The organism is Xylophilus sp. Leaf220, from assembly GCF_001421705.1.
In the GTDB taxonomy this organism is placed as follows: Bacteria; Pseudomonadota; Gammaproteobacteria; order Burkholderiales; family Burkholderiaceae_C; genus Xylophilus.
Genome location: NZ_LMKO01000001.1, coordinates 538,145 through 550,484, shown reverse-complemented (window position 1 = coordinate 550,484; position 12,340 = coordinate 538,145). Strand labels below are relative to the sequence as shown.

Here is a 12,340-nt window from a genome sequence, read left to right as displayed (position 1 = left end):
CGCGCAGGCAACGCCCAATGGACCACCGAGCGTTGACCGCTTTCCCTGCATCCTCCGCATGACCGCCCGCTGCGTCATGGTGCTGGGTACCACCAGCGGCGCCGGCAAGAGCTGGCTGGCGACCGCGCTCTGCCGCTGGTATGCCCAGCAGGGCCTGCGCGTGGCGCCGTTCAAGGCGCAGAACATGAGCAACAACGCCCGGGTGGTGGCGGGCGGCGAGATCGGCAGCGCCCAGTATTTCCAGGCGCTGGCGGCCGGCGTGGCACCCGACGTGCGGATGAACCCGCTGCTGCTCAAGCCCGAGGGCGACATGCGCAGCCAGGTGGTGCTGCTCGGCCAGGTCGATACCGCGCTGTCGAAGCGGCCGTGGCGCGGCCGCAGCGCCAGCGTCTGGCCGCAGGTGTCGGCCGCGTTGGATGCACTGCGTGCCGACCACGACGTGGTCGTGATCGAAGGCGCCGGCTCGCCCGCCGAGATCAACCTGAAGGACGACGACATCGTCAACATGCGCACCGCACTGCATGCCGACGCCGCCTGCCTGCTGGTGACCGACATCGACCGCGGCGGCGCCTTCGCCCACCTCTACGGCACCTGGGCGCTGCTGCCGGCCGAGGAGCGGGCGCTGTTGCGCGGCTTCGTGCTCAACCGGTTCCGGGGCGACGCGTCGCTGCTGGCGCCGGGGCCGGCGCAGTTGCAGGCACTCACCGGCGTGCCCCTGCTGGCCACGCTGCCGATGTGGCGTCAGCACGGCCTGCCCGAGGAGGACGGCGTGTTCGACGACGGCGCCAGCGCCACCGGCGCGGTGCACACCACCATCGCGGTGGTCGCCTATCCGCGGATCAGCAACCTGGACGAGTTCCAGCCGCTGAAGAACGTGCCGGGCGTGCGCCTGGTCTGGGCCCGATCCACAGCCACGCTGCACGGTGCCGACTGGGTGGTGCTGCCCGGCTCCAAGCACACCGCCGCCGACCTGGACTGGCTGCGCACCCAGGGCCTCGACCGCGCGGTGGCCGACCACGCGGCCCGCGGCGGCCGGGTGCTGGGCATCTGCGGCGGGCTGCAGATGCTGGGCGAGGCGCTGGTCGATCCGCACGGCATCGACGGCAACGGCCCGGGCCTGGGCCTGCTGCCGCTGGTGACGGTGTTCGATCCCGACAAGACGGTGCGCCACTGCGCCGCCGCCTTCGGCAGCACCGTATCCGGTCCCTGGTCCGCGCTGGCCGGCACGCCGGTGGCCGGCTACGAGATCCGCCACGGCCGCACCGCCCAGCACCCGGCGATGGCCGTGGCCGGCGACGTGGCCCGTCCGGTACTGCCTGACGGCCTGGGCTGGCAGAACGCCGCCGGCAACGTGCTGGGCGTGTACCTGCACGGCCTGTTCGAGGACGCGGCGGTGCTTCAGGCGCTGTTCGGCGCCCGGGCGCCGACGCTCGACGCGGTCTTCGACGGCCTGGCCGATTTCATCGACCGCCATTTCACGCCCGGCGTGCTGCAGGGCCTGCTGCAGCCGGCATCTCCACCCTCACGTTCGCATCCATGACCGACGACCTCACGTCCCTCGAAGCCTCCTTGCCCGCCGTCGCACCGTTCGGCGACGCGGCGCTGGCAACCGCCCTGCAGCGCCGCATCGACCAGAAGACCAAGCCCCTCGGCGCCCTCGGCCGGCTGGAGGGGCTGGCGCTGCGGCTGGGCCGCATCCTGGGCAGCGAAACGCCGGCGCTGGAGCAGCCGCAGATGCTGGTCTGCGCGGCCGACCACGGCCTGGCCGCGCAGGGCGTCTCGGCCTATCCGAGCGACGTGACCTGGCAGATGGTGCAGAACTTCCTGGCCGGCGGCGCGGCGGTGAGCGTGCTGGCCCGCCAGCACCGGATCGCGCTGACGGTGGTCGACTGCGGCGTACGCCGCCCGTGCGAGCCGTCGGCCGCCGCGCAGGAGGAGGGCGCCGCGCCGGTACGCCTGCTCAGCCGCCGCGTCGGCCCCGGCACCGCCGACAGCAGCCTGGCCGCCGCCATGTCGGACGCGCAGTGCGCCCAGGCCGTGCGCCACGGCATCGCCCTGGTGCAGGCCCTGCCCGGCAACGCCGTTTTGTTGGGCGAGATGGGCATCGGCAACACCTCGGCCGCGGCCCTGCTTCTGTCCCGTCTGGCCGGCCTGCCGGCGGCCAACTGCGCCGGTGCCGGCACCGGCCTGGACGCCGCCGGCATCGCCCGCAAGGCCGCCGTGCTGGAGCGGGTCCTGCAGCGCCATGCGGATGCCGCCCATCCGCTGCAGGCCCTGGCCGCCTTCGGCGGTTTCGAGATCGCCACGCTGGTCGGCGTTGTTCTGCAGGCGGCCGAAGAGCGCCGCGTCGTGCTGGTCGACGGCTTCATCACCACCGCCGCGGTGCTGGTCGCGCAGAGGCTGCGGCCGAACGTGCTGCAGCGCTGCGTCTTCGCCCACCGCTCCGGCGAGCGGGCCCACGCCGCGATGCTGCAGCACCTGGGCGCCGAGCCGCTGCTGGACCTGGGCCTGCGCCTGGGCGAAGGATCGGGCGCGGCGCTGGCCTGGCCGCTGCTGCAGTCGGCCTGTGCGGTGATGGGGGAGATGGCGAGCTTCGAGAGTGCGGGGGTGTCGGGAAAGTCGAACTGACCGGCTGAACGCGCACGCGGCGGCCCTGCGTGTCGGACGGCACTCGTCTCGAAAACGGCAACGCGTACGAGGAGGGCCTGGGCGACGTCTGGAGCCCGATCCAGAAGTACTGGAAGGACCCGTCGGCCGACAACCGCGAGGCGCTGCGCGGCTTTCTGGAGCCCGAAGCGCTGAAGTGGCAGTACACGCACGGCGTGCCCGACGCCAGCCGGGTCTCGCCCGACGGCTACATGCTGGACGCCGCGATGCTGGCAGCTCCGGGCAATGCCGAGATCCAGCTCGACCTGCTGCTGGACTAAGCGTCCAACGTGGCGCGGTACCCCGAGTTCCAGACGTACTTCCGCAGCGCCCGGCCGCCCCTGCTGGCGGTGTGGGGCCGCCACGATCGGTTCTTCTTGCCCGCGGGTGCCGAAGCCTGGAAGCGACATCTTCCCGACGCAGAAATCCATTTCTACGACACCGGCCACTTCGCCCTGGAAACGCACGGCGCGGCCATCGGCACGACGATCCGCGCGTTTTTGGATCGCACGCTGGGGTGATGTCGGGTGTGGAAGACTCGGCCCGATGGAAAGCCGATTCTTCGCCGACATTCTTCTAAACCGCCACAACGCAGCCATCCTCGACCGCTGGAACGCGCTGGACCTGCCCGATGGCTGGCTGGTGGCGGGCAGCCTCTTCCAGACGATCTGGAACCTGCAGTCCCACCAGCCGCCGGAGGCGGGCATCAAGGACTACGACCTGTTCTATTTCGACCCGCACGACCTGTCGGCCGCGGCCGAGCAGCAGGTGCAGGCGCGGGTGGAGTCGGTGCTGGCCGACCTGGGTATCACGCTGGAGGCCTGCAACCAGGCCCGCGTGCATCTTTGGTACGAGGGCCACTTCGGGCATCCGTACCCGGCCTTACAGCATTCGCGCGACGGCATCGACCGGTTCCTGATGCCGTGCACCTGCGTCGGCGTGCGGCCCGACGATGTCTATGCGCCCAACGGGCTGACGGGTCTGTACCGAGGCACGCTGTCGATGAACCCGCTGACGCCGCACCGGGCGCTGTATCTGCAGAAGACTGCTTCCTACCGGCGGCGCTGGCCCTGGCTGCGCTGCGAGGACGCGGCGTAGCAGGCGTCTCGCATCGGCCGACCGGCCGGGGCCCTCACACCAGCGGCGGCAGCAGGTTCAGCAGCATCACCATCGCCAGCCCCACCACCGACACGATCGACTGCACCACCGAGATCGTCTTGGTCGCCTCGCCCATCGACATGCCGAACGACTCCTTCACCAGCCAGAAGCCGGCGTGGTTGGCGTAGTTGAAGAACAGCGATCCGCAGCCGATGGAGAGTGCCAGCAGCGGCGCGTTCACCGAGGCGGCGCCCGCGGCGGCCAGCGGCGCCAGCAGGCCGGCGGCGCCCACGATGCCGACGGTGGCGGAGCCGGTCGAGACCGACAGCAGCATCGAGATCAGCCAGCCCAGCAGCAGCGGCGACAGGGCCAGTTGGTGGCTCATGTGGACGATGGCGTTGCCCACCTGCGCATCGGTCAGCACCTGTTGGAACGCACCGCCGCCGGCGATGATCAGCAGCACGTTGGCGATCGGCTTGACGCTGTCGCCGAGCGCCTTGCGCACCGCCTCGGGCCGGCCGGGGCGCAGCACCAGCACCGCGAAGACCACGCCGATCAGCATCGCCACGATCGGGTTGCCGACGAAGGCGGCCACCTTCAGCAGGGCCGAGCCTTTGTCGAGCACCACCTCGCCCAGCGCATGCAGCAGCATCAGGAGGGCCGGGGCCAGCGCGGTCAGCACGCCCAGCCCGATGCCGGGAGGTGGCGTCTGCGCTGAGGCCGCAGCGGTACCGGCGGCGTCGGGCGCGTACTGCGCGATCAGTGCGTCGTCGGGCCGCACGGTCAGGCGCGGGGCGATGAAGTTACCGTAGACCGGCCCGGCCAGCACGATGGCCGGGATGGCCGCGACGAAACCGTAGAGCATCGTGGCGCCGACGCTGGTCTTCAGCGTGGCGATGGCGGTGAGCGGCCCGGGGTGCGGCGGCACCATGCCGTGCATCGCGGCCAGTGCGGCGATCACCGGCACGCCGACGTACACGTAGGCGGAGCCGCTGCCTTTCTCCTCGGCCTCCAGCTTGCGCGCCACGCCGAAGACCAGCGGCAGCAGCACCACCAGACCCACCTCGAAGAACATCGGGATGCCGATGACGAAGGCCACGCCGGTCATCGCCCAAGGCAAAGCGCGGCGCGAGGCGCGCCGGAGGATGGCGTTGGCCACGCTGTCGGTCACGCCCGAGTCGGCCAGCAGCTTGCCCAGCATGGCGCCCAGCGCGACCACCAGCCCCACCGCCCCCAGCGTCTTGCCGGCGCCCCCGGAGACCGCCTGCACCACCTTCTCCAGCGGCATGCCGGTGACCAGGCCGGTGGCCACCGACACGATCAGCAGCGCCAGGAGGGGATGCAGCTTCGGCCGCGACACGATGAGCGCGACCAGCGCGAGCACGCTGGCGAGTGCCGTCACCAGCAGTTGTATGTCTTGGGAGTTCATGGGCGGCGCAGTCGTGGCAGGGAGGGCGATGCTAGGGGAATCCGGGCCAGGGCGTCGGGCGGCGGCCCTCCGGGCGCGGATGCCGGGGACCGGAGCGGACGGCCTGCGGCCGGGCACCGGGCGTGATTCGCTAGGCGTTTTGCTATATCTTTGATAGCTTGATGTCGGCTGTGCGCGCCAGCTGCAGGCAGTTTCGACCCATATCCTGGCAGGTAGTCGTCCTACGCCTCGGAATCGACCCTGTCGCGCCCCAGGGCCTTGGCGCGGTAGAGGGCGGTGTCGGCGCGCAGTAGCATCGCGTCGACCGAATCGGGGCCGTCGCGCAGCGCGCTCACGCCGATGCTCACCGTGCGCCAGGGCAGGGTGCCGCGGGGTTCGGCCGGGGCGGCGGCGGCGGCGCGCAGCCGCTCGGCCAGCACGAGCGCGGTGGGCAGGTCGGTTCCGGGCAGCAGCACGACGAACTCTTCCCCGCCGTGGCGGCCCAGGTACTGGCCGGGCCGCAGCACCTGCTGCAGGCGGCGCACCAGCCGCTGCAGCACCTGGTCGCCGACGTGGTGGCCGTGCGAGTCGTTCAGGCTCTTGAAGTGGTCGACGTCGAGCATCATCAACGACAGCGGGCGGGGTGGGTTAGGGTTGCCGCCGCCGAGGGCATGGCCGCCGGGGCGGGCGCGGCTGCGCTCCAGTTCGGCGGCGCAGGCGGACAGCATCGCGCGGCGGTTGAGCACGCCGGTCAGGGGATCGTGCGTGGCCAGCCATTCGAATTCGGTGCGCACCCGGTCGGTGGCCATCAGGATCGCGCCCAGGGTGAGCATCATCGAGGTGAGCGCGAAGACGGCGATGTAGGCCGACTGCACCGGAGAGTTGTCCATCAGGCTGCCGCCCGAAGCACCGATGAAGACCGTGACCAGCCGGGCGATCAGCGCCAACGACTGCATCAGCAGCACCGCGGCCATGAAGCGCAGCGCAAAGCTCGGCTTCTTGCGCAACTGCCGCAGGTACAGCCCCGCGTGCGCCAGAAACAGGGCCGAGGCGCAGAGGGTGAAGCAGGCGAGCCGCACCGCGTAGCTGGGCTGCACCACGGTGAACCAGGCCAGCAGCACGCCCAGCGCGGCCATCAGCGTGACCCAGCCGCGCAGCACAGGCGGCTCGCCGAAGAAGCGCTGGCTGCCGGTGTAGTACAGCACGCAGCCCAGGAACAGCACCAGGTTGGCGGCCAGCACGCTCACGATGTCGGGCACCACGCCGCGCAGGCCGAACATCAGGGTGCTGGCGAAGCACAGCACCGGCGCGACCGTCCATTCGCTCAGGCCGCCGATCGTCTGCGGATAGCTGCGGCGCATGCCGAACAGCACCACCGCCATCAGCACTCCCATGAAGCCGGCGAAGAAGATGACGGAGCGCGGATCGAGCAGCATGGGATGGTGGGGGCGCCGGTGGATGAAGGGTGGGGATGCGCGGGCCGCCTCAGGCGTCGGGTGCCGGCGTCTTGGGTTTGTAGTCGCAGTATGCGGCCACGCTGCAGCGCCAGCACTGCGGCGTGCGCGCCAGGCAGACATAGCGGCCGTGCAGGATCAGCCAGTGGTGCGCATGGACCATGAAGCGCGCCGGCACCCGCTTGAGCAACTTCAGCTCCACCGCCAGCGGTGTCTTGCCCGGCGCGAGCCCGGTGCGGTTGGAGACGCGGAAGATGTGGGTGTCGACCGCCATCGTCGCCTCGCCGAAGGCCACGTTCAGCACCACGTTGGCGGTCTTGCGGCCGACGCCCGGCAGCGCCTCCAGCTCCTCGCGGGTGCGGGGCACCTCGCCGCCGTGCTGCTCGACCAGCATCCGGCAGGTGGCCAGCAGGTTCTTCGCCTTGGTGCGGTAGAGGCCGATGGTCCGGATGTAGCCCTCCAGCGCTTCCAGCCCCAGGTCGAGCACCGCCTGCGGCGTGTTGGCGACCGGATAGAGCCGGCGCGTGGCCTTGTTCACGCTCACGTCGGTCGCCTGCGCGCTGAGCAGCACCGCGGCCAGCAGTTCGAAGGGGCTGGCGTACTCCAGCTCGGTCTCGGGTGTGGGGTTGGCCGCCTCCAGGGTGGCGAAGAAGGGCTCGATCTGCGCGATCTTCATGGCGATGCGTTCCGGGGACAATCGGGTCGGGGCGTCCATTGTCCTGCAGCGCGGGGCCTGCATGGCGCGAGGGTGGATACCCGGACAGCCCGTCGGCCTGTTGCCGGTCGTGATGAAATCCGAGGGGGGCCGCCGCCGCGCACCCCGACCGTACCCGACCGAAGGAAGCCATGACCGACACCACCGCGCCCCTCTCCACCGCCGCCGCCGCCCCGGCGCCGGAAGATCCGTACCTGTGGCTGGAGGAGGTGGACGGCGCGCGCGCGATGGCCTGGGTGCGCGAGCGCAATGCGCTGTCCGAGGCGGAGCTGACGGCCCGGCCCGAATACGCCCCCACCCGCGCCCGGCTGCTGTCCATCCTGGAGGCGAAGGACCGCATTCCGGGCGTTGTGCGCCGGGGCGACTGGTTCTACAACCTGTGGCAGGACGAGCAGCACCGCCGCGGCCTGTGGCGCCGCACGTCGCTGGCCGAATACCGCCGGGCCGAGCCGGCGTGGCAGGTGCTGCTCGACCTGGACGCGCTGGCCCGCGCCGAGAACGAGAACTGGGTCTGGGGCGGCGCCAGCCTGCTCGGCCCCGACTACCGGCGCGGCCTGGTCTCGCTCTCGCGCGGCGGGGCCGACGCGACGGTGGTGCGCGAATTCGACGTCGACACGCTGCAGTTCGCAGATGGCGGATTCGCGCTGCCCGAGGCCAAGTCCGACGTGGAATGGATCGACGCGGACACGGTCTACGTCAGCACCGATTTCGGTCCGGGATCGCTCACCGAATCGGGCTACCCGCGCACCATCCGGCGCTGGCGCCGCGGCACGCCGCTGGCGCAGGCGCAGACGGTGTTCGAAGGCGCGGTGACCGACGTGGGCGTGGGCGTGGGCGTCGACCGCACACCGGGCTACGAGCGCACCGTGTTCAGCCGCATGCTCGACTTCTACCGGCAGGAGATCTGGCTGGCCGAAGGCCCGGCGGCCACCGCGGCCGACCCGAAGAAGATGGACGTGCCCGAGGACGCGATGGTCGACTTCCTGCGCGACACGCTGTTGCTGGAGTTGCGCAGCCCGCTGGACCTGGGCGGCCGCACCTTCCCCGCCGGCTCCCTGCTGGTCGCCGATGCCGACGCCTGGCTGCGCGGCGAACAGGCGGCCCGGCCGCTCTTCACGCCCACCGCCACCCGGTCGCTGGCCGGCTATACCGCCACCCGCGACCATCTGCTGCTGCAGGTGATGGACAACGTCGCCTCGCGGGTCGAGGCGTGGCACCGCGAAGGCGGCACCGGCGAGTTCGTCGGCCGCACCGTCGAGGCGCCGTTCCCCGGCCAGCTGGGCGTGACCGGCCTGCACGATCCGCTGCTGGCGGACGACCCGCTGGCCGAGCACTACCTGCTGTCGTACACCGACTTCACCACGCCCGGATCGCTCTACCTGGCCACGACCGCGGACGACCGGCGCACCCTGCTGAAGGCAGGCCCCGCGCGTTTCGATGCCGAAGGGATGCGGGCCGAGCAGTGCTTCGCCACCTCGGCCGACGGCACCCGGGTGCCGTATTTCGTGCTCTGGCCGCGCGGCGCACAGGCCGACGGCCGCAACCCGACGCTGCTCTACGGCTACGGCGGTTTCGAGCAGCCGCTGACGCCCTGGTACGCCGCCAGCTACGGCAGCGCCTGGTGCGCGCAGGGCGGCGTGTTCGTGGTCGCCAACCTGCGCGGTGGCGGTGAGTTCGGCCCCGACTGGCACCAGGCCGCCCTGCGCGAGAACAAGCAGCGCAGCTACGACGACCTGATCGCCATCGCCGAAGACCTGATCGCCCGCAAGATCACCCGGCCCGCGCACCTGGGCATCCAGGGCGGCAGCAACGGCGGCCTGCTGGTGGGCGCGGTGATGGTGCAGCGGCCCGATCTGTTCAACGCCGTCGTGTGCCAGGTGCCGCTGCTCGACATGCGCCGCTACCACACGCTGCTGGCCGGCGCCTCGTGGATGGCCGAGTACGGCGATCCCGACGACCCGGCCGACTGGGCCTTCCTCTCGCAGTACAGCCCCTACCACCGGGTGCGGGCCGGCGTGCGCTATCCGCGGGTGCTGTTCACCACATCCACCCGCGACGACCGGGTCCACCCCGGCCATGCCCGCAAGATGGCGGCCCGCATGCTGGAGCAGGGCCACGACCTGCTGTACTACGAGAACACCGAGGGCGGCCACGGCGGCGCCGCCGACAACGCCCAGCGGGCGCATCTGCTGGCGCTGGAGTTCGCGTACCTGTGGCAGCAGCTGGGGCCGGCCTCGGCGGGAGGCACGGCGGGCTAGCCCGCAGCGCCGTCCCAGTGCTGCGCCAGCAGCCGCACCATCTCCCGCCCCGCACTGGAGAGCGGCCGCTCCGCGCTGCTCATCGCATAGGCCGTGTAGTGCTGCGGCTCGGCCAGGGGCCGTACCACCAGGCCGGCGCCGCCGTTGTGGCGGGCGGTGCGGTCGTCGGTGAGCACGGCGCCCCAGCCGCTGGCGGCGATGCGGCAGGCGACATAGGCATAGCGGACCTCGACCGTCGGTGCGGCGGGCGGGTGGACGGCACCCCGCACCGTGTCCAGCAGCCGGCCGTGCGGCGTGTCGTGGCCGAAGGAGATCAGGTCGGGGCGCTGCAGCATCTCCTGGGTGATCGCCGCCTCGGCCGCCAGCGGGTGGCCGGGCGCCATCGCGCAGACGACCTCGCCGGTGCCGATCGGGTGCGCCTTCAACGACGGGTGGTGGGCCTGTACGAAGGAGACCACGCCGATGTCGCAGGCGCCGCTCAGCAGCTGGTCGGTGATCTGCACCTGCGTGGCGATCTCGACGCTGACATGCAGCCGCGGCATGGTGCTCTTGATGCCCGCGATGGCGCGCGGCACCAGGTCGAGCCCGGTGCTGAGGTTGGACGCGATCCGCAGCGTGTCGGCCACGCCGTGCCGCAACTGCTCGGCATGGCTGCGCACCCGGTCGATGCTGCGCCAGGCGCTGTCGACCTCGCGCTTCAGCGCATCGGCCTCGGGCGTCGGGTGCAGACGGCCTCCGGTGCGCTCGAAGAGCGTCACGCCCAGCTTCACCTCCAGGTAGCGCACCAGCCGGCTCACGGCTGGCTGCGACACATGCAGCAGGGCCGCCGCGCCCGAGATGCTGCCGGCCTGCATCACCGCGCGGAAAACCTCGATCTGCCGCAGGTTCATCGGCTTAACCTCGTGTTATGGGATGGGGCCATTTTGGCATTGGCCCTGCCTGCACGCGGCAGATGACACTGGTGTGAATGAACGACTCCGCGCACTTCGGCATTCCCGACAACGGCAGCATCGCCGTCTGCGGGCTGGGCCTGATCGGCGGATCGGTGGTGCGGGCGCTCCGGGCCGGAGGCTTCGGCGGACGCATCGCCGGCCACGACACCGACGCGGCGCTGCTGCGTTCCTGCCGCGCGGCCGGCTGGATCGACGAGGCGGTGCAGGACCTCGACGGCCTCTTCGACCGGCACGATCTGGTGGTGCTGTGCCAGCCGGTGGCGGCACTGCTCGACTGCATCGCCACGCATGCGGCCGCCATCGGCGCGGGCCGGGCGGTGGTGGTGGACGTGGCCAGCGTCAAGGCGCCGGTGGTGGCCGCGTTGCAGGCGGGGGGCGCGGCGGCGATGGCCCGCTTCGTTCCCTGCCATCCGATCGCCGGCAAAGCGCAGCACGGCTGGGAGGCCGCCGAGGCCGGTCTCTTCCAGGGCAAGCGCTGCGTGATCACGCCGGCCCGGCGCTCAGACAGCCAGGCCGAAGCCCGCGCGGCCGCCTTCTGGGCCGGGATGGGTGCGCAGGTGGCGTGGATGCCCGCCGAGCAGCACGACCGCATCTACGCCGCCCTGAGCCACCTGCCGCAATTGCTCAGCTACGCCTACCTGCACAGCCTGGCCGCGCGGCCCGAAGCCGAAGCGTGGCTCGCCTACCAGGGCACCGGCTTCCAGGGCTTCACCCGGCTGGGTGGCTCCGATCCGGCGCTGTGGGCCGACATCGCGGTCCACAATAGCGCGCCGCTGGTGGCGGAGATCGACCGCCTGGGCGACGCGCTGGGCCTTATCCGGCACCACCTGCTGCTCGGCGACGGCGCCGCACTCGCAGACGCGTTCGCCGGCGCGCGGCAGTTCCACCGCGCCGGGGTGGCCGCCTCCGCCGCGGTCCGTGCGGCCACCCAGGTTCATCCGATTCCCCCCGTTCCCGCCCTCACCCAGGAGCCCCGATGACATCCTTCGCACCCACCCGCCGCGCGCTCGGCACGGCACTGGTCCTGCTGGCCGCCTTCGGCGGCGCCCAGGCCGACCAGCTGGCCGACATCAAGGCCCGCGGCACCCTGGTCTGCGGCACGCTGACCAGTACCGAGCCGCTCGGCTTCCAGGACCCGAAGACGCGCCAGATCGTCGGCTTCGACGTCGACATGTGCGCCGCCATCGCCAGGCGCATGGGCCTGAAGCTGGAGCACCGCGGCCTGTCGATCGAGCAGCGGATCCCCGAACTCTCCACCGGCCGGGTCGACCTGGTCTCGGCCGCGCTCGGCTACACCAAGGAGCGGGCGCAGCAGGTCGCCTTCACCGCGGCGCACTACCAGGTGCCGATCCGCGTCATGGTCAGGAAGGGCGCGGGCATCGACAGCTTCGCCAAGCTCGCCGACAAGCGTGTGAGCGCGGTCAAGAGCGCCACCACCGAGATCTTCGCCCGCCGCGGCCTGCCCAAGACCACCATCGTCACCTACCAGGACGGACCCTCGGCCTTCCTGGCGCTGATGCAGGACAAGGTCGACGGCTTCTCCACCTCGCACACCGCCGGCCTGCGCTATCTGGCCGAGTCGAAGGGCGAGGCGGTCTTCATCGACGACAGCCTGGCCTGGGAGCCGACCGCGCTCGGGGTGAAGAAGGACGAGCCGGCGCTGCTGGCCGCCGTCGACCAGGCACTGGAGGCGATGGAGAAGGACGGCGAGATCGACGGCATCTGGAACCGCTGGTACGGCCCCGACACCCGCTTCGCCTTCAAACGCGAGAAGAAGCTGACGCCGATCTCGGCCTTCGCCCAGTAAG

10 protein-coding genes and 1 pseudogene are annotated in these 12,340 nt (G+C 71.5%); 7 read left to right on the top strand and 4 right to left on the bottom strand.

Annotated elements, in window-relative coordinates:
- Nucleotides 1-58 precede the first annotated feature (58 nt).
- The 4 genes and pseudogenes from ASE76_RS02505 (at nucleotide 59) to ASE76_RS02490 (ending at nucleotide 3,744) form a co-directional block, all read left to right on the top strand.
- Nucleotides 59-1,540, top strand: a complete 1,482-nt coding sequence (locus tag ASE76_RS02505; protein ID WP_055834175.1) for a cobyric acid synthase — start codon at nucleotides 59-61, stop codon at nucleotides 1,538-1,540.
- Nucleotides 1,537-2,628 (top strand): nicotinate-nucleotide--dimethylbenzimidazole phosphoribosyltransferase, encoded by a 1,092-nt coding sequence (gene cobT, locus ASE76_RS02500; RefSeq protein ID WP_055834172.1) that lies wholly within the window; start codon nucleotides 1,537-1,539, stop codon nucleotides 2,626-2,628. The genes ASE76_RS02505 and cobT overlap by 4 nt, the downstream gene beginning before the upstream one ends.
- 50 nt (nucleotides 2,629-2,678) lie before the next feature.
- Nucleotides 2,679-3,167 (top strand): annotated as a pseudogene (locus tag ASE76_RS02495) (alpha/beta fold hydrolase); the annotation flags it as partial.
- Nucleotides 3,168-3,192: 25 nt separating this feature from the next.
- Nucleotides 3,193-3,744 carry a nucleotidyltransferase family protein gene (locus tag ASE76_RS02490; protein ID WP_055834169.1) on the top strand — a complete coding sequence of 184 codons (552 nt, stop codon included), beginning with the start codon at nucleotides 3,193-3,195 and terminating at the stop codon, nucleotides 3,742-3,744.
- Between the two features lie 34 nt (nucleotides 3,745-3,778).
- Here the strand turns inward: ASE76_RS02490 and ASE76_RS02485 are convergent, their stop codons facing one another.
- The 3 genes from ASE76_RS02485 to nth form a co-directional block, all read right to left on the bottom strand.
- Complete coding sequence (locus ASE76_RS02485) at nucleotides 3,779-5,173, bottom strand: GntP family permease (protein WP_055834166.1); 1,395 nt, start codon at nucleotides 5,171-5,173, stop codon at nucleotides 3,779-3,781.
- 221 nt (nucleotides 5,174-5,394) lie between these two features.
- Nucleotides 5,395-6,588, bottom strand: a complete 1,194-nt coding sequence (locus tag ASE76_RS02480; protein ID WP_055834163.1) for a GGDEF domain-containing protein — start codon at nucleotides 6,586-6,588, stop codon at nucleotides 5,395-5,397.
- Between the two features lie 49 nt (nucleotides 6,589-6,637).
- Complete coding sequence (gene nth / locus ASE76_RS02475) at nucleotides 6,638-7,282, bottom strand: endonuclease III (protein ID WP_055834160.1); 645 nt, start codon at nucleotides 7,280-7,282, stop codon at nucleotides 6,638-6,640.
- 170 nt (nucleotides 7,283-7,452) lie between these two features.
- Between nth and ASE76_RS02470 the strand changes: the two genes are divergently transcribed.
- Entirely contained in the window at nucleotides 7,453-9,579 is a 2,127-nt protein-coding gene (locus ASE76_RS02470) for a prolyl oligopeptidase family protein (RefSeq protein ID WP_055834157.1), read from the top strand.
- Here the strand turns inward: ASE76_RS02470 and ASE76_RS02465 are convergent.
- Nucleotides 9,576-10,469 carry a LysR family transcriptional regulator gene (locus ASE76_RS02465; RefSeq protein WP_055834154.1) on the bottom strand — a complete coding sequence of 298 codons (894 nt, stop codon included), beginning with the start codon at nucleotides 10,467-10,469 and terminating at the stop codon, nucleotides 9,576-9,578. The genes ASE76_RS02470 and ASE76_RS02465 overlap by 4 nt on opposite strands.
- A 77-nt stretch (nucleotides 10,470-10,546) precedes the next feature.
- On the opposite strand from ASE76_RS02465, the gene ASE76_RS02460 reads away from it, so the two are divergent.
- Together ASE76_RS02460 and ASE76_RS02455 are read left to right on the top strand one after the other, a co-directional pair.
- Complete coding sequence (locus tag ASE76_RS02460; RefSeq protein WP_055834151.1) at nucleotides 10,547-11,512, top strand: prephenate dehydrogenase; 966 nt, start codon at nucleotides 10,547-10,549, stop codon at nucleotides 11,510-11,512.
- Nucleotides 11,509-12,339 carry an ABC transporter substrate-binding protein gene (locus ASE76_RS02455; protein WP_055834148.1) on the top strand — a complete coding sequence of 277 codons (831 nt, stop codon included), beginning with the start codon at nucleotides 11,509-11,511 and terminating at the stop codon, nucleotides 12,337-12,339. Before ASE76_RS02460 ends, ASE76_RS02455 begins: the two co-directional genes overlap by 4 nt.
- The last annotated feature ends 1 nt before the right edge of the window (nucleotide 12,340 follow it).